General features: G+C 73.1%; 16 protein-coding genes. 7 read left to right on the top strand and 9 right to left on the bottom strand.

Annotation, left to right across the window (positions count from 1 at the left end; translation table 11 throughout):
- Positions 1 to 12: 12 nt before the first annotated feature.
- The 3 genes from IE272_RS15470 to IE272_RS15460 are packed head-to-tail and all read right to left on the bottom strand — an operon-like array spanning position 13 to position 3,217.
- The gene (locus IE272_RS15470; protein WP_190007098.1) at positions 13 to 1,311 is read right to left on the bottom strand and encodes an ABC transporter substrate-binding protein; all 1,299 of its coding nucleotides are present in this window, start codon (positions 1,309 to 1,311) and stop codon (positions 13 to 15) included.
- Entirely contained in the window at positions 1,311 to 2,216 is a 906-nt protein-coding gene (locus IE272_RS15465; RefSeq protein ID WP_229897320.1) for a carbohydrate ABC transporter permease, read from the bottom strand. Before IE272_RS15465 ends, IE272_RS15470 begins: the two co-directional genes overlap by 1 nt.
- The gene (locus tag IE272_RS15460; RefSeq protein WP_190007097.1) at positions 2,213 to 3,217 is read right to left on the bottom strand and encodes a carbohydrate ABC transporter permease; all 1,005 of its coding nucleotides are present in this window, start codon (positions 3,215 to 3,217) and stop codon (positions 2,213 to 2,215) included. The genes IE272_RS15465 and IE272_RS15460 overlap by 4 nt, the downstream gene beginning before the upstream one ends.
- Positions 3,218 to 3,359: 142 nt before the next feature.
- Here IE272_RS15460 and IE272_RS15455 point away from each other — a divergent pair, with 142 nt between their 5' ends.
- On the top strand, positions 3,360 to 4,226 hold the full coding sequence (locus IE272_RS15455; RefSeq protein ID WP_050357215.1) for a phosphotransferase enzyme family protein: 867 nt from the start codon (positions 3,360 to 3,362) through the stop codon (positions 4,224 to 4,226).
- A gap of 23 nt (positions 4,227 to 4,249) precedes the next feature.
- Positions 4,250 to 4,762, top strand: a complete 513-nt coding sequence (locus IE272_RS15450; protein WP_056698301.1) for a hypothetical protein — start codon at positions 4,250 to 4,252, stop codon at positions 4,760 to 4,762.
- A 93-nt stretch (positions 4,763 to 4,855) separates the two neighbouring features.
- Here IE272_RS15450 and IE272_RS15445 read toward each other — a convergent pair whose 3' ends face one another.
- Together IE272_RS15445 and IE272_RS15440 are read right to left on the bottom strand one after the other, a co-directional pair.
- On the bottom strand, positions 4,856 to 5,566 hold the full coding sequence (locus tag IE272_RS15445; protein WP_056698306.1) for a 3'-5' exonuclease: 711 nt from the start codon (positions 5,564 to 5,566) through the stop codon (positions 4,856 to 4,858).
- Positions 5,567 to 5,685: 119 nt separating this feature from the next.
- A complete protein-coding gene (locus IE272_RS15440) occupies positions 5,686 to 6,921 on the bottom strand; it encodes a DUF5919 domain-containing protein (protein ID WP_032790987.1) in 1,236 nt (411 codons plus the stop codon).
- 383 nt (positions 6,922 to 7,304) lie between these two features.
- Between IE272_RS15440 and glgX the strand changes: the two genes are divergently transcribed.
- Positions 7,305 to 9,434, top strand: coding sequence for a glycogen debranching protein GlgX (glgX, locus tag IE272_RS15435; protein WP_190007096.1), 2,130 nt, complete (start codon positions 7,305 to 7,307; stop codon positions 9,432 to 9,434).
- An 82-nt stretch (positions 9,435 to 9,516) separates the two neighbouring features.
- Complete coding sequence (treY, locus tag IE272_RS15430; RefSeq protein WP_050357211.1) at positions 9,517 to 11,889, top strand: malto-oligosyltrehalose synthase; 2,373 nt, start codon at positions 9,517 to 9,519, stop codon at positions 11,887 to 11,889.
- A 13-nt stretch (positions 11,890 to 11,902) separates the two neighbouring features.
- Here the strand turns inward: treY and IE272_RS15425 are convergent, their stop codons facing one another.
- Entirely contained in the window at positions 11,903 to 12,925 is a 1,023-nt protein-coding gene (locus IE272_RS15425; protein ID WP_190007095.1) for a cytochrome P450, read from the bottom strand.
- A gap of 205 nt (positions 12,926 to 13,130) precedes the next feature.
- On the bottom strand, positions 13,131 to 13,781 hold the full coding sequence (locus tag IE272_RS15420; RefSeq protein WP_079044294.1) for a DUF1707 and FHA domain-containing protein: 651 nt from the start codon (positions 13,779 to 13,781) through the stop codon (positions 13,131 to 13,133).
- Positions 13,782 to 13,911: 130 nt separating this feature from the next.
- On the opposite strand from IE272_RS15420, the gene IE272_RS15415 reads away from it, so the two are divergent.
- Together IE272_RS15415 and IE272_RS15410 are read left to right on the top strand one after the other, a co-directional pair.
- The gene (locus tag IE272_RS15415) at positions 13,912 to 14,892 is read left to right on the top strand and encodes a GNAT family N-acetyltransferase (protein WP_373304175.1); all 981 of its coding nucleotides are present in this window, start codon (positions 13,912 to 13,914) and stop codon (positions 14,890 to 14,892) included.
- Positions 14,893 to 15,166: 274 nt separating this feature from the next.
- A complete protein-coding gene (locus IE272_RS15410; protein WP_050357204.1) occupies positions 15,167 to 16,078 on the top strand; it encodes a GNAT family N-acetyltransferase in 912 nt (303 codons plus the stop codon).
- On the opposite strand, the gene IE272_RS15405 is transcribed toward IE272_RS15410, so the two are convergent.
- Both IE272_RS15405 and IE272_RS15400 read right to left on the bottom strand, forming a co-directional pair.
- A complete protein-coding gene (locus IE272_RS15405) occupies positions 16,050 to 17,180 on the bottom strand; it encodes an alpha-L-fucosidase (RefSeq protein WP_056698327.1) in 1,131 nt (376 codons plus the stop codon). The genes IE272_RS15410 and IE272_RS15405 overlap by 29 nt on opposite strands.
- 15 nt (positions 17,181 to 17,195) lie before the next feature.
- Positions 17,196 to 18,617 carry a GH1 family beta-glucosidase gene (locus IE272_RS15400; protein WP_190007094.1) on the bottom strand — a complete coding sequence of 474 codons (1,422 nt, stop codon included), beginning with the start codon at positions 18,615 to 18,617 and terminating at the stop codon, positions 17,196 to 17,198.
- Between the two features lie 195 nt (positions 18,618 to 18,812).
- Between IE272_RS15400 and treZ the strand changes: the two genes are divergently transcribed.
- Positions 18,813 to 20,573, top strand: a complete 1,761-nt coding sequence (treZ, locus tag IE272_RS15395) for a malto-oligosyltrehalose trehalohydrolase (protein ID WP_190007093.1) — start codon at positions 18,813 to 18,815, stop codon at positions 20,571 to 20,573.
- Positions 20,574 to 20,612 lie beyond the last annotated feature (39 nt).

The raw sequence follows: 20,612 nt of genomic DNA, 5'->3' as shown, positions 1-20,612 counted from the left end.
TCCGGGTAAGGATCAGCGTTGGTAGCGGGCCAGCACCCGGTTCCCGTCCTCCACCAGCCGTTTCCGCAGTTCGTCGGTGTCGATCGCGCCGCTGTAGTACTCCTGGAGCGCGGGGGTCGCCACCTTGTCCTTCCACTCGGGGTAGCCGCGCACCGACTGGGCGGGCGCCGGCCGCAGCCCCCGTGCGAGCGCGGTGCCGACGGCCCAGCCGTGCTCGGTCTCACGCAGCGACGGGTCGGTCAAGGCCTCCGTACCGGTGGGCAGCATCCAGTCGCCCCGGGCGAGGCGCACCATGTTCGGGGGGCGCAGCAGGAAGTCGATGAACGCGACGGCCTCCTTCTTGTGCGGGCTCTCCTCGGCGACCGACAGCGTCTGCGGGCTCACGCCCTGGACCGCGCCGCCCTCGCCCGCGGGCATCGGCAGAACCGTCCAGTCGAACCCCTCGGGGGCCTGCTGGATGATCTGCTGGCGGTAGGAGAATCCGAGCGGGAGCATCGCGTACTTGCCGCCGAAGAACCCGGGCAGCGCGTCCGACCCGCCCATGCCCAGCGCGCTGCGGGCCGCGCTGCCGTCGGTGTTGACCTGGTCGCGGATGGTGCCGGTCACCACGCCGTCGCCCGGTTCGAAGCGCAGGACCGCCTTGCCGTCGTCGTCGCGGTGGAAGAGCTGTCCGCCGCCCGACAGGCCCAGGTTGAGGGTGACGGAGACCGGCTCCTTCAGCGGCCAGGCGACCCCGTACCGCCCCTTGCCCGTCAACGCGTCGGTGACCTGTCGGAACTCCTCCCAGCTCCAGGGGCGCTCCGGGGTCGGGATGCGCGCGCCCGAGGCCTTCAGCAGCTTCGTGTTGGCGATCAGCACCCGGGGTTCCTGGAGGAAGGGCACCCCGTACACGCCCTCGCCGAACGTGGTGGTGCGCCAGGACTGTTCGGGGATGTCGGCCCTGAGCCGGCCGGGGAGGAGGGGGCTCAGGTCGGCGAGGTAGCCCCCGTACGCGAAGTCGGCCAGGTCGTCGGACGCGTCGTGGATGACGTCGGGGGCCTCGCCGCCCTCGAAGGAGGTGAGCAGTTGGTCGTGGACGCTGTCCCAGCTGCCCTGGACGTAGTCCACCTGGACGTCGGGGTGGGCCGCGTTCCACTCCTTCACCAGTTGCTCGTTGGCGTCGACGGACTCCTTCTGCCAGGCCAGCGACTGGAACCGGAGACGGATCGTGCCGTCCGCGTCCCGCCCGTCGTCGCCGTCGCCGGAGCAGCCGGTGAGCAGCAGGGCCAGTACGGCGACGGCGGTCGCCGCCCGCCGGATCGCGCCGCGCATCAGCTCTTCACCGCCCCGGCCGTCATCCCGCCGGTGATCCGCCGCTGGATGAGGGCGAACAGGACGAGGGAGGGGAGCGTGGCGAGGAAGGCGGCCGCGGCGAGCGGACCGAGGTCGGCCACGCCCTCCGCGCCGAGGAAGTGGGTGAGGACGACCGGCAAGGTCTGCTTCTCCGGGGTCTTGAGCAGGACGAGCGCGAAGAAGAACTCGTTCCATGCGGTGATGAACGCGAACAGCGCGGTGGCGACGATCCCGGGGGCGAGCAGCGGGGCCACGACCGAGACGAGCGTCCGCACCCGGCCCGCCCCGTCGACGGCGGCGGCCTCCTCCAGCTCGGCCGGCACGGCCCGTACGTAGCCGGCGAGCATCCACAGCGCGAAGGGCAGCGACCAGACGACGTAGACCATGATCAGCCCCCACAGGGTGTTGATCAGGTGCAGGTTCTTCAGGACCAGGAAGAGCGGAATGATCACCAGGACGAACGGGAACGCCTGGCTGACCACCACCCAGCCGGTAGCGGCGGTGGCGAGGCGGCCCCGGTGGCGGGCCATCACATAGGCCATCGGGGTGGCGATCACGACGGCGATCACGGCGGCGCCGACGGCGGCGATCAGGGAGTTGGCCGCGGCCTGGAGCAGCGGCTGCTCGTCGAAGGCCTGCCGGAAGTTGTCCAGGGTGGGCTGCTCGGGGATCCAGGTGGGGTGCAGCGATCCCAGTTCGCGGGCGGGCTTGAAGGCGGTCGAGATCAGCCACACGAACGGGAACGCGAGGAAGACCAGATACGCCAGAAGGGCCAGGTACTGAGCGGCCCGCGCGGGCCTGCCGGTGCGCAGCCCCGTCGATTCGCGCCTCGCCGGCCCTCGCCCCAGCAGCGGCCCTCGTCCCACCAGCGGTCCTCGCTTCATCGGTCCTCGCCTCCCCTGAGCCGGCCGACGAGGTAGAAGGCGAGGAGCACGGAGATCACCGCGACCATCACACAGCCCATCGCCGCGGCGTAGCCGAACTGCCCGTAGCGGAAGGCCTCCTCGTAGGCGAAGAGCATCGGCAGCCGGGTCCGGCCGCCGGGTCCGCCGCTGGTCAGGACGTAGACCAGGGCGAAGGAGTTGAAGTTCCAGATCAGGTTGAGTGCGGAGATCGCGAGCGCGATCGGTTTCAGGGCGGGCCAGGTGACGTGACGGAAACGGCGCCACGCGCCCGCTCCGTCCAGGGCCGCCGCCTCGTGGAGTTCGCGCGGGGTGTTCTGGAGTCCGGCGAGCAGGGCCACGGTGGTCTGCGGCATGCCCGCCCAGATGCCGACGAGGATCACGGCGGGCAGTGCGGTGGCGAGTCCGGTCAGCCAGTCCCGGCCGTCGCCGAGTCCGAGGTCCCGGATGGTCTCGTTGAGGATGCCGGCGTCCGGGTTGTAGACGAGCCGCCACATGATGCCGACGACGACCTCGGGCATCGCCCAGGGGATGATCGCCAGCGCCCGGGCCAGCCAGCGCATCCGCAGGTTCTGGTTGAGCAGCAGGGCGAGGCCGAGGGCCAGCAGGAACTGCGGGACGGTGACGCCCACGGCCCAGATCAGGCCGATCCGGAACGAGTCCCAGAACAGGGTGTCGTGCAGCAGGTCCTGGAAGTTCAGGGTGCCGATCCACTGGGTGGAGCGGGTGCGGCCGGACTGCGCGTCGGTGAAGGCGAGCGCGATGCCGTAGAGGAGCGGTCCGACGCTGAGGATCAGGATCGGGATGAGCGCGGGCAGCACCAGGAACCAGGCGGCCCGGTCCCCGAACGCCCTGCGTTCCGGACGGCCCGGACGCCCGGTGCCCCCCGCGCGTCCGCCCCGCCCGCCCTGCCCGTCCCGTCCGTTGTGCCCGCTGTGCGGGCCGTCCGGTCCGGGCCGCTTCGCCGCGGTCACCGATGTCACGAAGTAGACCCCTTTGCCCCGTATCTCCCTGATGCGCCTGAGATGGACTTCGTCCCGTTCCGGCTGCCCGGGAGGCCTCCGTCATCGTGCTGACGGGTCATCGGTTCGTCAAGGTGGCCTGCGGGGATGCAAAATCGCACCCATGGACGAGATGCGAGCGCGCGAGGTGCTGACGGCCGCCGGTTTCCCCGGCCCGGCGGAACTGCTCGCGCTGGGCGAGAACGCGGTCTTCACCGTCGGCGACCTGGTGCTCAAGGTGGGCCGGGACGCCACCGGCCACCCCGAGCTGCGCGAGCGGGCCGAGCGGGAGGTGGCCCTCGCCGACTGGCTCGCCGCGTCCGGTGTCCCGGCCGTCCGCGCCGCCGAGCGCGGGCCCCGCATGGTCGAGGGCCACCCCGTGACGCTGTGGCACCGGCTTCCCGACCCCGTACGCCCCGCCGAGCCGCGCGACCTCGCACCGCTGCTCTCCCTGGTGCACGCGCTGCCCGCACCGGCGGACTTCACCCTGCCGCGCCGCGAGCTGCTGGGCGGCGTGGAGCGCTGGCTGAGCCTGGCGGGAGCAGCGATCGACCCGGCGGACGCCGACTACCTCCGCGAGCGCCGCGACGGCTTCGAGGCCGCCGCCGCCGCGCTCGTCCCGCATCTGCCGCCGGGGCCGATCCACGGCGACGCGCTCCCGCGCAACGTCCACGTCGGGCCCGACGGCCCGGTCCTGGTCGATCTGGAGACGTTCTCCGCCGATCTGCGCGAACACGACCTGGTCGTCCTCGCCCTCTCCCGCGACCGCTACGGCCTCGACCCCGCGGCCTACGACGCCTTCACCTCCGCGTACGGCTGGGACGTCCGGGAGTGGGAGGGGTGCGCGGTGCTCCGCGGCGCGAGGGAGACGGCCAGCTGCGCCTGGGTCTCCCAGCACGCCCCGGCCAACCCGAAGGCGCTCGCCGAATTCCGCCGCCGGGTCGCCTCGCTGCGCGAGGGGGATCCCGAGGTCCGCTGGTATCCCTTCTGAACGGCCCGGCATAGGTTGACCCCATGGGATTCTTCGACATGCTGACCGGCACCAGGCGCCCCGAGGCGGGGACGGCGCCACGATCGGCCGAGGAGTTGCGCACGGCCCTGCTCGGTCTCAACCGGGCGGACGTCCCGTACGTCATCGGCGACGGCGCGGCGCACGGCGCCGATCTGGTGGCGGAGTGGCGGATCGCCGAGCCCGCGTGGCAGACCTTCTTCATCGGGTCCCAGTTGACGCACGCCATCCGGATCCGGATGCGGCTGGCCGAGGACGTCCCCGAGGTGCGCGCAGTCGAGGAGAGTTGGGAAGTCACCCGGGTCGGGAATCCGCCGCGGCTCCGGACCTCGGCGGAGTACGCGCGCGGCGGGGGCAGGACCGTCTCGCGCCGGTACACCCTCAAACGGGGGGAGAGCGGTCGCCTCGAAGCGACCGAGTCCTTCAGCTTCGACAGCGCGCAGCTGACGGACCCCCTGCGGAACACCACTCTCGAAGCGGGCTGGACCTGGCGCGGAGTGGTCTTCGGCAAGCTCTGAGCGGTCCGTCGGGGCCGCGCTCCGCGTCCTGCCGACGGCACCGGCCATGTGCGCTTCCGCCGCGAACCGCCCCGGGCCCTTCCGCCGCCCGGCTCAGCGGCTGCGCGGGATCACCGGCCAGGACGCCTCGACCACGGCCGCCGGGTCCGAGCGGCGCAGATAGGCCTGGAGGGACGCCGACTGCTCGGCGGCCGCCCGGATCTGAAGGGCGTGCAGTTCGGCGGGCGGCAGGGTGCCGACGGGCCGGTGCCGCTCTCCCATCCGGCGCACCACGCGCACGGCGGCCACCGCGTCGGCGCTCGCCTCGTGGGCTCCGTCGAGCGTGACCCCGTAGTGGTCGCACAGCGCCTGGAGGGCCCGCTTGCCCTTGCGGTACTTGTCGACGTGCTTGTCGATCACCAGCGGGTCGATGACGGGCGAGGGCGCGCCGCCGACCCGCTCGTCGACCGACGGCAGCCCGTGCCTGCGGCATTCGCGGTCCAGCAGCGAGAGGTCGTAGCGCGCGTTCATCACCACCAGCGGGACGCCGGAGCGGAGCACATCGGCGACCGCGTGGGCGATCTCCTCGACCGCCAGGACGGCCCGCGCCCCGTGCTTGCGGGCGTGGTCGGTGCCGATTCCGTGGATCGCGGACGCCTGTTCGGGTATCGCCACCCCCGGGTCGAGCAGCCAGGTCCGCTGCTCGGCGATCGCCCCGTCCGCGTCCAGCCGGACCAGTGCGGCGGTGACGATCCGGTCGTTCTCGACGTCGGTCCCCGTCGTCTCCAGGTCGAAGCCGACCAGTGTTCCCCGGTGCCAGCTCATCCCGATTCCTCCTTCGTGGTGCGCTCCCCCATGTGCTGAACACCTTCGCACGGGCCACTGACAGAGCCCCGGGGAGGTCCGCGGCGCACGGCCCGCCGGAAGGAGAGCCGCCGGGACCGTCAGGAGACCGGCCGGGAGTCCGTCCAGACCGACTCGAACTCCTCGCGGTACGTCTCGAAGAGGCCGTGCTCGCTGTCCTGGCCGGCCCGCACCACCGTGCGCCGGCCCCCGCCGCGCAGCACCAGCACGGGCGCCTCCATGCCCCGGGCCCGCCGCAGATAGGGCTGGACGACGCCCACGGCGTCCGGTCCGTCGCCGTCCACCAGGTAGGCGGTGAAGCGCGGGGTCTCGTCGAAGACCTGGATCTCGAACGCGCCCGGGTCGCGGAGCTTGGAGCGCACCCGGCGCATGTGCAGGATGTTCATCTCCACCGAACGGCTCAGCTCGCCCTTCTTGAGGCCGAGTTCCCGCTCCCGGCGGCGCACCGCGCTGCTGGCCGGGTTGATGAACAGCAGCCGGACCCGGCAGCCCGATTCGGCGAGCCGGACGAGCCGGCGGCCGGAGAAGTTCTGCACGAGCAGGTTGAGCCCTATGCCGATGGCGTCCAGCCGCCGCGCCCCGCCGAACAGGTCCTCGGCGGGCAGCTGGCGCTGGAGCCGGACCCGGTCGGGGTGGACGGAAACCACGTCCGCGTACCGGTCGCCGACCAGCTCCTCCACCGCGTCCACCGGCAGCCGGTCCGCCGATGGCACCCCCGCCCCGCTGCCGAGGATGTCCAGGAGCCGGGCGGAGGCGCGCTCCGCCTGGGCGAGGACCGCCTCGTTCAGCGCGCGGTTGCGGGAGACGACGTTGCGCGCGACCTCCAGCTCGTCCAGGGCCAGCTCGACGTCGCGCCGGTCGTCGAAGTACGGCTCGAAACAGGGCCAGTGCTGGACCATCAGCTCCCGCAGCTGCGGCAACGTCAGGAAGCTGAGGACGTTGTCGTCGGCCGGGTCCAGCAGATAGCCCTTGCGGCGCGAGACCTCGCGCACGGCGACGGCGCGCTGCACCCACTCCTGCCCGGCCGGCCCGGCCGCGGCCACCACCCATTCCTCGCCGTGCACCGGCTCGTAGATCGGCCGGAGCACGGCGGCGACGACGGCCCGGAGCCGCTGTTCGACCAGATTCAGCCAGATATAGGCGCGTCCGGCCCGCTGGGCGCGGGTGCGCACCTCGTTCCAGGCCTCGGAGCCCCAGTCCAGCTCGGCGCCGATCTCCATGGGCTGCGCGAGGGACACCGCCCCGGGCGGGGCATCGGTCGATTCCCCCTCGTGACCTGCGTCACCTGGGGGCAGCTCGAACCCTCCCGAGCTCACCCGCGTACCGCCTTCCACTCCCCCACCCAACGATCAAGGAAGGGTACTCCGGGAGCACGATCCGACGCAGCCCGATGCGCAGGCGACTTTCTCAACTCCCGTGCGCGTAAGGCTTGTTCCTTGTGGCGAGATCGGGTGGAGTGAGCTGATTCATAGTGATTAGGCCCCCTGCCCCGGGGCGGGAACCGGACGCCCGCCGGGTGACGGGGCCCGGAAGCACGTCCGGGGCGGCACGGGAGTGTCCGAAGTTGACCGGTGCGGCCCGGGCGGGGCGACGGGACCCGGCCGCACCGGGCGACGTCCTAGGTGAGCGCCCCGTTTTCGGGAAGTATCGGACCGAGAAGAACCACCGCAGCCGGATCAGAAGTGGAAGAGTCTTCATCATGCAGGTCTGGCCGGGACACGCTTACCCCCTCGGCGCCACGTACGACGGCGCCGGCACCAACTTCGCGGTCTTCTCCGAGGCCGCCCACCGGATCGAGTTGTGCCTGTTGCACGACGACGGTTCGGAGACGGCGGTGGAGCTCCGCGAGACCGACGCCTTCGTACGCCACGCCTATCTGCCCGGGGTGATGCCGGGTCAGCGGTACGGCTTCCGGGTGCACGGCCCCTACGAACCCCAGCGCGGGCAGCGGTGCAACTCCGCGAAACTGCTGCTGGACCCGTACGCCCGCGCGGTGGCCGGAAAGATCGAGTGGGGCGAGGAGGTGTACGGCTATCCGTTCGGCAGGCCGGACGCCCGCAACGACCTCGACTCGGCCCCGCACACCATGAGCTCGGTGGTGGTCAACCCGTACTTCGACTGGGGCGACGACCGCCGCCCCCGGACGGACTACCACCGCACGGTGATCTACGAGGCCCATGTGAAGGGCCTGACGATGCTGCACCCGGGCCTCCCGTCCGAGCTGCGTGGCACGTACGCGGGGCTCGCGCACCCGGAGGTGATCGCCCATCTGACCGAACTGGGCGTCACCGCCATCGAGCTGATGCCCGTTCACCAGTTCGTGCAGGACCACCGGCTGTCGGACATGGGGCTCGCCAACTACTGGGGCTACAACACCATCGGCTTCTTCGCCCCGCACAACACGTACGCCTCCTGGGGCGACCGCGGCGAACAGGTGCTGGAGTTCAAGCAGGCGGTGAAGGCGCTCCACCAGGCGGGCATCGAGGTCATCCTCGACGTGGTCTACAACCACACGGCCGAGGGCAACCACCTCGGTCCCACGCTCTCCTTCCGCGGTCTCGACAACGCCTCCTACTACCGGCTCACCGACGACCAGCGCTACTACATGGACACCACGGGCACCGGGAACTCCCTGCTCATGCGGTCCCCGCACGTCCTCCAGATGATCATGGACTCGCTGCGGTACTGGGTGACCGAGATGCATGTGGACGGCTTCCGCTTCGACCTCGCGGCGACGCTCGCCCGGCAGTTCCACGAGGTGGACCGGCTCTCCTCGTTCTTCGACCTGGTGCAGCAGGACCCGGTCGTCAGCCAGGTGAAGCTGATCGCCGAGCCGTGGGACGTCGGCGAAGGCGGCTACCAGGTGGGCAACTTCCCTCCGCTGTGGACCGAGTGGAACGGCAAGTACCGCGACACGGTCCGCGATCTGTGGCGGGGCGAGCCGCGCACCCTGGCGGAGTTCGCCGGGCGGCTCACCGGCTCCTCCGACCTCTACCAGGACGACGGCCGCCGCCCGCTCGCCTCGATCAACTTCACCACCTGCCACGACGGTTTCACCCTGCACGACCTCGTCTCGTACAACGACAAGCGCAACGACGCCAACGGGGAGGACAACCGGGACGGCGAGAGCCACAACCGGTCCTGGAACTGCGGCGCCGAGGGCGAGACCGACGATCCGGAGGTCCTGGAGCTGCGGGCCCGCCAGATGCGGAACTTCATCGCCACGCTGATGCTCTCGCAGGGCGTGCCGATGCTGAGCCACGGCGACGAGTTCGCCCGTACGCAGAACGGCAACAACAACGCCTACTGCCAGGACAACGAGCTGGCCTGGGTGCACTGGCCCGACCCGGACGAGAAGGCGGACGCCCCCGCCTCGACGCTGCTGGAGTTCACCCGGGCCATGGTGTGGCTGCGCCGCGACCACCCCGTCTTCCGGCGGCGACGCTTCTTCCACGGACGGCCGGTGGAAGGCACCCACGACGAGCTCTCCGACATCGCCTGGTTCACCCCGGAGGGCGAGGAGATGACGCAGCAGGACTGGCAGGCGGCCCATGCCAAGGCGATGACCGTGTTCCTGAACGGGCACGCGATCTCGGAGCCGGGGCCGCGCGGCGAGCGGATCTCCGACGACTCGTTCCTGCTGATGTTCAACGCGAGCGCCGAGACGCTGGAGTTCGCCGTCCCGGTCGGCCACGGGGAGCAGTGGCAGGTCGTCGTCGACACGGCACGGCCGGACGGGGTGGAGCCGGGGGCGGGGCCCAAGGTCGCCGAGGGCGAACGGGTCACGCTGATCGGGCGCAGCCTGACCGTGCTGAAGCGGCCCGCCTGAGGGGTGGGCCGGGAGAAGCACCTGGAGTGAGTGTTCCGCCCGGGGTGACACGGATCGCCCCGGGCGGGGTACGTAGGAGTCCATGACGCCCACCGCCACGTACCGGCTTCAGCTCCAGCCCGACTTCCCGTTCGCCGCCGCCGAGAAGGCCGTGCCGTACCTCGCCGCGCTCGGCGTCTCGCACCTCCACCTGTCGCCCGTCCTGGAGGCGGTCCCCGGCTCCCCGCACGGCTACGACGTGGTCGACCACAGCCGGGTCCGGGCCGAGCTGGGCGGCGAGGAGGGGCTGCGCTCGCTCGCCTCGACCGCCCGGGAGCACGGGCTCGGCCTGGTCCTGGACATCGTGCCCAACCACATGGCGGCCGCGCCCCGGTACAACCGCCGGCTGTGGGACGTGCTGCGCGAGGGCCCCACCTCCCCGTCCGCACGCTGGTTCGACATCGACTGGGCGGCCGGCGGGAACCGGGTGCTGCTCCCGGTGCTCGCCGGACCGCTCGGCCAGGAGCTGGGGCACCTCGCCGCGGACGGGGAGGTGCTGCGCTACCACGACCTGGAGTTCCCGCTCCGCGCCGGCACGGCGGAGCTCCCGCTGCCGGAGCTGCTGGACGCCCAGCACTACCGGCTCGGCTGGTGGCGCCTGGCCCGCACCGAGCTGAACTACCGGCGGTTCTTCACTGTGTCGGAGCTGATCGGGGTCCGCGTCGAGCACCCGGAGGTCTTCGACGCCACCCACGCCAAGGTCCTCGAACTGCTCCGCGACGGGGTGCTGGACGGGCTGCGCATCGACCATCCCGACGGCCTCGCCGCGCCCGCCGCCTATCTGGAGCGGCTGAACGGAGCCACCGGCGGCCGCTGGACGGTGGTGGAGAAGATCCTCACCGGCGACGAGCGCCTCCCGGCGGACTGGGCGGTTGCGGGCACCACCGGATACGACGCGCTGCACCGGATCGACGGGCTGTTCACCGACCCGTCCGGCGCGGCGGAGCTGCTCGGCCGCTACCGGGAGTTCGCGGGCCCGCCCGCCGACCGGGGCGGCGACTGGACGGCAACGGTGCGCCGGGCCGCGTACCGGGTGGTGACGCATGAGCTGGCCGCCGAGACCGCGTGGCTGACCCGGCTCGCGGCCGGGGTCTGCGGCCGGGATCCCGCGCTGCGCGACCACGCGCCCTGGGCGCTGGAGACGGCGGTCCGCGAGCTGCTGGTGCGGATTCCGGTCTACCGCCCGTACGTCACGGCGGGCGAACCGCCGACGCGGATCGCCGAGGAGACGCTGACCGACCGGGCGGCACGGGACGCGAAGGCGGTGTTCTCCGTCCCGGAGGAGGCGACGGCCGTGGACGTCGTACGGGATCTCGCGCTCGGGCGGCTCGGCGACGGGGAGGAACAGGCGGCGTTCTGCGCCCGGTTCGCGCAGACCGCGTCCGCGCTGCACGCCAAGTCGGTGGAGGACACGGCGTTCTACCGGTACGTCCCGCTGATCTCGGCCACCGAGGTGGGCGGGGACCCGGGCCGGCCCGCGGTGTCGCCGGAGGAGTTCCACGCCTTCGCGGCCCGGATCGCCCGCGACCGGCCCACCACCGGCACGGTCCTGACCACGCACGACACCAAGCGCAGCGCGGACGTGCGGGCCCGGATCGCGGTGCTGTCCCAGTGCCCGGAGCGGTGGGCCGCACTGGTGGCGGAGCTGACGGCGGTGACCGGTGTAGCGGCCCCGGATCCTCAACTGGCCTGGTCGGCCTGGCAGTCGGCGTACGGCTGCGCGGAGCTGCCGGCCGATGAGCTGTCCGCGCGGCTGGAGCCGGCGTTGCTGAAGGCGGTGCGGGAGGCGGGCCTGTTCACCAGCTGGACGGAGCCGGATCCGGTGTACGAGCGGGCGGTGACGGACTTCGTCGCCGCCGGTCCGGGCAGCGCGGCGGGCGCGGCCCGGACGCAGGTCGCCGAGTTCGCCGACGCGCTCGCCCCGCATGTGCGGGCCCAGGTGCTGGGGGCGGCGCTGGTGCATCTGACGATGCCGGGGGTGCCGGACCTCTACCAGGGCACGGAGAGCGAGTACCTGGCCCTGGTCGACCCGGACAACCGGCGGCCGTTCCGGCGGCCGGAGGTCCCGGACGAGAAGCAGGCACTGACGGCGGCCGCGCTGGTGCTGCGGCGGGAACTGCCGGAGGTGTTCGGGGAGTCGGGGACGTACGCGCCGCTGACGGCCCGGGGCCCGGCCGCCCCGCATCTGCTGTCCTTCTGCCGTTCGGGCGAGGTGATCACGGCGGTGACCCGGCTGTCGCTGCGGCTGGCCGAGGGCGGGGGCTGGCGGGACACGGTGCTGGAGCTGCCGGACGGGGGCGCCTGGCGGGACCTGTTGTCGGCCTCGCCGGACCGGGAGTTCACGGGCGGTGCGGTGGCGGCGGCCGAGCTGTTCGCCGAGCGGCCGGTGGCGCTGCTGCGGCGGGTGCGGGACTGAGGGGCCGTGTACGTCAGGACGGGCGTACGAGGAGGGTGCGCGGGCCTCGGGTGAGCAGGCCGCCCGCCGCCGGGCGGAAGCCATCGGCCCAGCGGATGCCGGGCATCGCCGTCAGCAGGGCGCGCAGGCCGTGTTCGGCCTCCAGTCTGCCGAGGAGGGCCGCGGGGCAGCCGGCCGGGCCGATGAGCAGCGGGTCGGCGTCGGCGCGCAGCGGGTCGAAGCGGTCGGGCGCGCCGAACCGGACCGGGTCGCGGCCCGCCGCGCCGATGAGGCAGGCGACGGGCGCGTCGGCGGGGAGCGTGCCGCCGCTGACGGCCACCTCGGTACGGGTGCGGCGCAGCACGATCTGGACGGGCGGATCACGGCGCAGCGTCTCGGCCCAGGCCCTCCCGAGCAGCGCCCCGGACCCTTCGCCGGCCGTCGCGGCGGCCAGCAGATCGGGGTCGTCGAGCATGTTGGCGAAGAACGAGGCGAGGGCGCGCTCACGGAGCGCGGTGGACCCGGCGCAGTCCCCGGCTCCCCCGCCGCCCCGCAGGTGGGGGGCGCCCCGGGGCAGGGTGCTCAGGTCCGGGTACGAGAGCCCGGCCGTCGCGGCGGCGGCGCCGGCGGGCAGCCAGCGGCAGAAGTCGGCGACCAGGTCCGCCCGGTCGCGCCCGGCGATCCGGCGGGCCAGGACGTAGGCGGTCCGCTCGACGGCGGGTTCGGCGGTGCGGTACGGCACGGCCGGCGGGACGCAGACCAGGCTGCCCCGGCAGAGGCCGAGCGGCACGGGGGCCCGGCCGCGCGGGGCCCCGTCGTGCGGGTAGCCGGTGAACCGGGGGTCGGTGAGGGCCAGGGCCACGTCCGCGTACCGGCTCAGCAGCCAGGCGCCGAGCCCCGGGTCGTAGCCGAGGGGATAGTCGGTGCGCAGCAGGCGGTAGAGGCGCAGCCGGTACGGGTCCGTCGTGGCCCCCGGCGCCAGCAGGCCCGGCTGCCCGCCCGCCAGCCGGTGGGGACGCCGGGCGGCGGGCAGGGCGTCGGGGCGGTCGACCGGCATCCCGCGCCCCCTGGAGTCGGTGCGCCAGCGGTCGGCGCGCGCTCTCTCAGCGGACCACCGCCGGGGGCCCACCGCAGTCGGCGTGCGGCCGTTCGGGTGAGAGTGCGGTGGGGCGGAGGGGGTGGAGCGGAGGGGGTGGGCCGGTGAAGGCGGGCCGGAGGGGCCGGCCGGGCGCGGGCCGCACCGGCGGCACCGAGCGGAGGGCTCAGGCGGGCGGGTGGCCAGGAGCGGGGCCGGGCGGCGGCGGCAGTTCGGGCGGATGCGCGGACGGCCGGGGCGCGGGCGGCGGAAGCTCGGGCGGGCGGAGGGCCGGGGCGGTGAGACGGAAGCTCATCCGGCCGAAGCTCACCTGGTCCCCGTCCCGCACCGGGATGGAGCCGACGAGCCGCTGGCCGTTGACGCAGGTGCCGTTGGTGGAGCCGAGGTCGCGCAGCACCCAACGGCCGTTCTGCGCGGAGAGTTCGGCGTGCAGCCGGGAGACCGTCTCGTGGTTGAGGCGCAGTCCGTTGGCCGGGTCGCGGCCGATGAGCAGCGGATACGGGCCGGGCGCGGGGAGCAGCAGCTTGGGGAGCCGTTCGGTCTGCCAGGCGCGGCGCAGTCGCCCGGGGAAGGCGGAGATCCCGCCCACCGCGCGGACCAGTCCCTGGGACCAGTTGCCGCCGGCCTCCAGGTCGGCGGTGAGGACCGCCAGCTCCTCCGGGCGCCGTGCGACCAGGGCGAGCTCCATGCGCCGCATGAAGGTGTCGTGCGACAGCTTGCCCTGTGCCGCACCGTCTCTGAGCACGCCGAGGACACGGTCGCGCTGGGCGTCCGACAGCCGCGCGGGACTCGTGTGGAACTCGAAGGAGGACGTCACGTTGACGATTGTCGGGCCGAGGGGCCCGGGGTGTCCAGACGAGGCCGCGTTTCCTCCCGCGCTGACCTGCGCCGCTCCCCGGCGGGGCCCCTTGCTAGGGTCTGCCGCTCATCCACCACGAGGAGACTCTGTGACCTCTGTTCCACCCCGGTTGACGGTCCGTCCGCTGTCCGGGCCCGATGAACTCGACCTGTTCTGCGCCCTTTCGTACGTTCTCGACCATGAGCTGGCCGACGACCTCGCCACCGGGCGCCGCGTCCCGGAGTGGATGTGGGTCGCCCTGGACGGGGAGCGGGTCGTCGCCAGGGCGGCCTGGTGGACCGACGCGGCGGGCAACAAGCCGCTGGCGCTGGACTTCTTCGACCTGGACGACACGCTGCCGGTCCCGGAGCGCGTCGCGATCGGCGTCCGGCTGCTGGAGACGGCGACGGCGGCCGTGCTGCCCGCCGGTGCGGAGCGGCCCGAGTACGGGCGGTTCGTACCGCCGGACTGGCACGAGGACCCGGTCGCCCGGGACGTCGTCGAGGCGCGAATCCGGGTGATGGAGGAGACCGGGGCCCGGATGCTGGTGGAGCGGCTGCGGCTGGAGTGGCGGGCCGGTACGCCGGTGCCCGAGGACTCCGGCCGGCTGGTGTTCCGTCCGGTCACCGGGCGGGAGGACCTGCTCGCGCTGATGGCGCCGGTGATGGAGGGCACCCTCGACGCCCACGGGCAGGCGGACCTGGCGTCCGGGCTCGATGTCCGCAAGGCGGCCGAGAAGCAGTACGACGAGGAGCTGGCGGGGTACTCCACCCCGATGGGCTGGTGGCGGATCGCCGAACTGCCCACCGGTGAACCGGTCGGCTTCGTCATCCCGGCCCGTAACAACTACAACCCGATCATCGCGTACATCGGAGTGCTGCCCGCCCGGCGCGGCCACGGGTACATCGACGACCTCCTCGCCGAGGGCACCCGGGTGCTGGCGGCCGAGGGCGTGGACCGGATCCGGGCGGCGACCGACCTCGGCAACGTACCGATGGCGAAGTCCTTCGAGCGTCTCGGGTACGTCAACTTCGAGCGGGCGTTCAACATGGTCTGGGACGCGGAGGAAGGCGCGGCGGTGAACGCCTGACAGACGCCGGGCCGCGCTCCGCAAGCGCCGGGAGCGGGGTGTGGGAAAGGGCGCGTCCCGGGCACTCCCCGAATATCCGGTGGACGGCGGGCGCGGCGGCGGCTACGGTCGACACCGACATCGGCACCGGTCGTGGAAGGAGGCGAGAAACGTGCGCAGGAACAGCCGCACCACCATCCGCAGTACGTCACTTTCGCGCTCCCGCCCCGTCCGCCGGGCGGTGTCGGACCTCGTCTGACCGGGAGCGCGGCAATCCTTCCCGGAGGACACCTTCATGACCGATCTGGTCATCCGCGCGCTCACCCCGAGCGACGCCGCACTGTTCACCACGTTCCAGGACAGCCCCTTCGTCGGCCGGGCCGCCTTCGGCCACGCGTACACCTCGACGGCCGACGGCGGCGAGTACCGCCCCGACTGGTCCTGGGTCGCGCTTCGCGAGAACACCGTGATCGCCAGGGCCGCCTGGTGGGGCGCGCCCGGCGACACCGAGCCCGTCGTGCTCAACTGGTTCGACTTCGCGGACGGGGAGGCGGAGGCGGGCGCCGAACTCCTGCGCCGCGCCCCGTTCGACAAGGAGTACGAGGTGATCGCACCCGCCGGGTGGCGGGACGACCCGGCGGTGCGGGCCGCCGTCGAGGCACGGGTCGCCGCCGCGACGGCGGCCGGTATGAAGCCGCTGGTCGAGCGCTACCGCTATCGGTGGACCCCCGGCTGCCCGCTGCCCGAGCGGACGGGCCGTCTCACCTTCCGCCCGGAGCCGGACGACGAGGTCGTCCTCGAAGTCCTGCGCCGGGTCCACTCGGCCACGCTGGACGCCCACGCCCGCAAGGCCATCGAGGGCCCCGGGGGTCTGGATGCGGCGGCCCAGGAGGAGTTGGACTTCTTCCACTGGTGCCCCTCGCCGAGGGAGTGGTTGCGGCTCGCGTACACGCCGGACGGCGAGGTGGCGGGCATCCAGGTGCCCGCGCACAACCCGTCGGGGCCCTGCGTCGGCTTCATCGGGGTCGTCCCCGAGGCGCGCGGGCACGGTTACGGCTACGACCTGCTGGTGGAGTGCACGCACTTCCTCGTCGAGCAGGGCGCCGAGTTCGTCGCGGCCGCGACGGACCGGGGCAACGTGCCGATGGCCGCCGCGTTCGCCCGCGCCGGGTACCCGATCAGCCAGGAATGGGTCCATCTGGCGTGAGGGCCCCGGCCTCCTCGGCCAGCCACTCCAGGCGGAGGCGCTGCTCGGCGGGGATCGTCGCGTCCTCGCCGCGCGGCCCCACGTTGAGCAGGACGTTCCCGCCGTCGGCCGCCGTGTCGCGGACCAGTGAGGTGAGGGCGTCGCGGCCGATGAAGGCGTCGGCCCCCGAAGCCCGGTTGTAGCCGAAGCTGTGGTCGACGCCCCGGGTGATCTCGTACGGGTCGGAGCCCTCGTAGCGGGCGTACTCCGGGGTGCGGAAGTCGAAGACGGGCGGTGTGCGCGGGACGAAGCCCTCGCCCTGCGCCACCGTCCGGCGGTCCCACCAGTTGTACAGCGCCTTCGCTCCCGGCAGGTTCAGGCCCCGCCAGTGCGGGGCGTAGGGCAGCAGGCGGTCGTTGACGACACCGTGCGGGACGGTGAAGCGGTAGAAGTCGACCAGCGAGCGGATCTCGCCGGCGGAGGCGGGCCAGGCGATGTCGTTCCAGAGGATGTCGGGCCGGTAGCGGCGGATCAGCTCCCGCAGCTGCGCGTCGGCGTAGGCGGGGTAGCTCCCGCGCGGCACGGCGGAGAACATGTCGGCCGCGGTGCCGATGGGCCGGTCGTCGAAGGTCCAGTCGAGCCCGCCGGAGTAGTAGACGCCGAAGCGCAGGCCCTCGGCCCGTACGGCTTCGGCGAACTCGCCCACCACGTCCCGGGTGGTGTGCCAGCCGGAGCGGTGCGGGTTCTTCGTCTCCGAGGGCCAGAGGCAGAACCCGTCGTGGTGCTTGGTGACCAGGACCGCGTAGCCGGCCCCCGCCTCGCGGAAGGAGCGGGCCCAGGCGGCCGGGTCCCAGCCGGCGAGCCCGTCCTCGAAGTCACGGCCGAACTCCGTGTAGGGGCGGGTGCCGTAGGTGGCGCGGTGGTGGGCGGCGACCGGGGAGCCGGGGAAGCGGAGCGCGTTCTCGTACCACTCCGCGTACGAGGTCCAGCCCAGCGGCGCGCGCCGGCCCGCCGCCGGGAGTTCGGCGACGGGGACGTGGGGCGGGGCCCAGCCGGGAACGGATGCGGGTGTCCAGTGAACGAAGATCCCCAGTTGGGCCCGGGACCACCATGAAGCGACCATGGCGGGAAGTATCGATCACTCGGGTGGCGTCGCGAAAGCCCTTTCGAGCGCCGGATTCCGCTTCTGGGCCACCTGGGTCTCCCCCGTGCTCTGCGTCTTCTGGGCGCGGATCAGGTCGCGGTACCAGGCGTAGGAGCGCTTGGGCGTACGGGTCAGGGTCTCGTAGTCGATGTGGACCAGGCCGAACCGCTGCGAGGCGCCCTCAGTCCACTCCACGTTGTCGGTGAGCGACCAGGTGAAGTAGCCGCGTACGTCCGCCCCGGCGTCCATCGCCGCGCGCAGGGCCCTCAGGTGGCTCTCCAGGTAGGCGATGCGACGGTCGTCCGCGTGGGGTTCCTCCAGGGCGCAGCCGTTCTCGGTGATGTACAGCGGCGGAAGGCGGTCGCCGTAGCGGGTGTGGAGCGCGGTGACGATCTCGGTCAGCCCCTCGGGGACGACGGGCCAGCCGAAGCCGGTCTTCTCGTACCCCTCGATCTCCCGTATGCCGAAGGGGAGTTCGGCGGGCATCGTGAAGCCGGAGAAGGTCTCCAGCGCCTCCGGCCTGGGCGCTCCGACGAGGGTGGGGTTGTAGTAGTTCACGCCGTACCAGTCGAGCGGGGTGGAGATGACCTTGAGGTCGTCGGCGACCGGGCCCGGCATCAGCGCGGCGAGGTTCTCGTCCGGGTAGCGGCCGGTGAGGAGCGGATCGGCGAAGAGCCAGTTGGTGAGCGTGTCGTACAGCTCCGCGCCGAAGCGGTCCTCGTCGGTGTCCCCGGCCGTCCAGACCGGGGCGTGCGAGAGGGCGACGCCGATGTTGTCCGCGCCCGCCGCGCGCAGGGCGCGGACGGCGAGGCCGTGGGCGAGGAGCTGGTGGTGGGCGGCGGGCAGGGCGTCGAGGAGCAGGGTGCGGCCGGGGGCGTGCTCGCCCAGCGCGTAGCCGAGCATCGTGACCTCGGCGGGCTCGTTGACCGTGATCCACATGGGGACGCGGTCGGCGAGGCGTTCGGCGACGATGCCCGCGTACTCGGCGAAGCGGTAGGCGGTGTCCCGGTCGAGCCAGCCGCCCGCCTCCTCCAGCGGGAGCGGGGTGTCCCAGTGGTAGAGGGTCGGGGCGGGGGTGATGCCGCGGGCGCAGAGCTCGTCGACGAGCCGGTCGTAGAAGTCGAGCCCGTCGGCGTTGACGGCTCCGCTGCCGCCGGGCACCACGCGGGGCCAGCTGACGGAGAACCGGAAGGCGTCGGCGCCGAGCCCGGCCAGCAGGGCGACGTCCTCGCGGTAGCGGGCGTGGAAGCCGGTGCCCCGGGTGGTGTCGGTGCCGTCCTTGATCCGGCCGGGCAGCGCGGCGAAGGCGTCCCAGCCGGAGGGGCCCTTGCCGTCCGCGTCCACCGCCCCCTCGGTCTGGAAGGCGGAGGCGGAGGCTCCCCAGAGGAAGCCGGGAGGGAACATCGGCAGGGTCATCGCGGCCTCCAGCAGCCGTACGTATGAGCAGAACCAGTACGTGTGAGCAGAACCTGTATGAGCGGGAACCTCGCCGGGCAATGATCAGGACCAGACCTTAATCGCCGGTGACGGGCGGCAACAGAGCCTGTCGCGTGGATCGTGGAGCCCGCCCCCGGGCGGCCGCGCGCCCCGCCCAGGGACGAGGAGTGGTGGATGCAGTTCGAGGTGTGGGCCCCCGAGGCGGACTCGGTCGTGCTGGAGGCGGCGGACGTCCGGTGCGCGATGGAGCGCGACGCGGGGCGCGAGGGGTGGTGGACGGCCGGGGCTGAGGCCTCGGACGGGGACCGGTACGGATTCCGGGTGGACGACGGGCCCCTGCTGCCGGACCCCCGTTCGCGGCGTCAGCCGGACGGGCCCGACGGCCCGAGCGCGGTCGTCGACCAGGAGGCGTACGCCTGGCGCGAGGCGTGGGAGGGGCGGCGGCTGAACCGGGCGGTGCTGTACGAGCTGCATGTGGGGACCTACACCCCCGAGGGCACCTTCGACGCGGCGGCGGCACGGCTGGGCCATCTGGCCGAGCTGGGCGTCACCCATGTGTCGCTGATGCCCGTCTGCCCGTTCCCGGGCGTCAACGGCTGGGGGTACGAGGGCGTCTCGCTGTGGGCGGTGCACGAGCCGTACGGCGGGCCCGAGGGGCTGAAGCGCTTTGTCGACACGGCGCACGGGCTGGGGCTCGGGGTGATCCTGGACGTCGTCCACAACCACCTGGGCCCGTCCGGGAACCACCTGCCCGCCTTCGGCCCGTACTTCACCGACACCCACCACACCCCGTGGGGCGCGGCGGTCAACCTGGACGCGCCGGGCTCCGACGAGGTGCGGGCGTTCCTGCTGGGCAGCGCCCTGGCCTGGCTGCGCGACTACCGGCTCGACGGGCTGCGGCTCGACGCGGTGCACGCGCTCGCCGACACCCGGGCGCTCACCTTCCTGGAGGAGCTGTCGGCGGCGGTCGACGCGCTGGCCGTCGAGGTGGGCAGGCCGCTCGGGCTGATCGCCGAGTCCGACCTCTGCGATCCACGCACGACGACCCCGCGTCCGGCCGGCGGCCTCGGGCTGCACGCCCAGTGGAACGACGACTTCCACCACGCCCTGCACACCGCGCTCACCGGCGAGTCCCAGGGCTACTACGCCGACTTCGCCCGCGCCCCGCTCTCCGCCCTCGCCAAGACGGTGACGTCCGGGTTCTTCCACAACGGGACCTTCTCCAGTTTCCGGGGCCGCACCCACGGCCGCCCGGTCGACGTGACGCGCACCCCGGCCCACCGCTTCGTCGGCTACGCGCAGACGCACGACCAGATCGGCAACCGGGCGCTCGGCGACCGGCTGGCCACCTCCCTGCCCCCCGGCCTCCAGGCGTGCGCCGCCGCACTCGTGCTGACCGGCCCTTTCACCCCGATGCTGTTCATGGGCGAGGAGTGGGGGGCGCGCACCCCCTGGCAGTTCTTCACCGACCACACGGACCCGGAGCTGGCCGAGGCCGTGCGCAACGGCAGGCGGCGGGAGTTCGGCGCGCACGGCTGGGATCAGGAGGAGATCCCCGACCCCCAGGACCCCGCGACCCGGGACCGGTCCTGTCTCGACTGGTCCGAGCCCGGGCGCGAACCGCACGCACGGCTGCTCGCCTGGTACCGCGAACTGATCGCGCTGCGCCGCACGTTGCCCGACCTGCACGATCCCGACCTGGCCTCGGTGAAGACGGCGTTCGACGAGGACGCGCGCTGGCTGGCGTACCGCAGGGGCGATCTGCGGATCGCGGTGAACCTCGCGGACGGGCCGGCCGCGATCCCGCTGGGCTCCGGCCGCCACCGGCGGGCCGGCGGGCGGGTGCTGGCGGCCTGGGAGCCGGTGGAGGCCCCGGGGGCGGACGGGGTCCTGCACCTGCCGCCGGAGTCGTGCGTGGTACTGGCCGACGACTGAGCGACCGTGATGGATCGTCAGTCTCCTTGCCTTCGCGTG

The organism is Streptomyces anulatus, assembly GCF_014650675.1.
Taxonomy (GTDB): Bacteria; Actinomycetota; Actinomycetes; order Streptomycetales; family Streptomycetaceae; genus Streptomyces; species Streptomyces anulatus.
The sequence above is the reverse complement of the archived record's forward strand: the minus strand, read 5'-3'. Positions and strand labels throughout refer to the sequence as shown.

Excerpts from the sequence above, each read along its gene's own strand:
- treY (WP_050357211.1), top strand. The coding sequence starts at position 9,517 with ATGACGCCCACCGCCACGTACCGGCTTCAGCTCCAGCCCGACTTCCCG.
- treZ (WP_190007093.1), top strand. The coding sequence starts at position 18,813 with ATGCAGTTCGAGGTGTGGGCCCCCGAGGCGGACTCGGTCGTGCTGGAG.
- IE272_RS15455 (WP_050357215.1), top strand. The coding sequence starts at position 3,360 with ATGGACGAGATGCGAGCGCGCGAGGTGCTGACGGCCGCCGGTTTCCCC.
- IE272_RS15445 (WP_056698306.1), bottom strand. The coding sequence starts at position 5,566 with ATGAGCTGGCACCGGGGAACACTGGTCGGCTTCGACCTGGAGACGACG.
- IE272_RS15400 (WP_190007094.1), bottom strand. The coding sequence starts at position 18,617 with ATGACCCTGCCGATGTTCCCTCCCGGCTTCCTCTGGGGAGCCTCCGCC.
- IE272_RS15410 (WP_050357204.1), top strand. The coding sequence starts at position 15,167 with ATGACCGATCTGGTCATCCGCGCGCTCACCCCGAGCGACGCCGCACTG.
- IE272_RS15465 (WP_229897320.1), bottom strand. The coding sequence starts at position 2,216 with ATGAAGCGAGGACCGCTGGTGGGACGAGGGCCGCTGCTGGGGCGAGGG.
- IE272_RS15405 (WP_056698327.1), bottom strand. The coding sequence starts at position 17,180 with ATGGTCGCTTCATGGTGGTCCCGGGCCCAACTGGGGATCTTCGTTCAC.
- IE272_RS15470 (WP_190007098.1), bottom strand. The coding sequence starts at position 1,311 with ATGCGCGGCGCGATCCGGCGGGCGGCGACCGCCGTCGCCGTACTGGCC.
- glgX (WP_190007096.1), top strand. The coding sequence starts at position 7,305 with ATGCAGGTCTGGCCGGGACACGCTTACCCCCTCGGCGCCACGTACGAC.
- IE272_RS15425 (WP_190007095.1), bottom strand. The coding sequence starts at position 12,925 with ATGCCGGTCGACCGCCCCGACGCCCTGCCCGCCGCCCGGCGTCCCCAC.
- IE272_RS15450 (WP_056698301.1), top strand. The coding sequence starts at position 4,250 with ATGGGATTCTTCGACATGCTGACCGGCACCAGGCGCCCCGAGGCGGGG.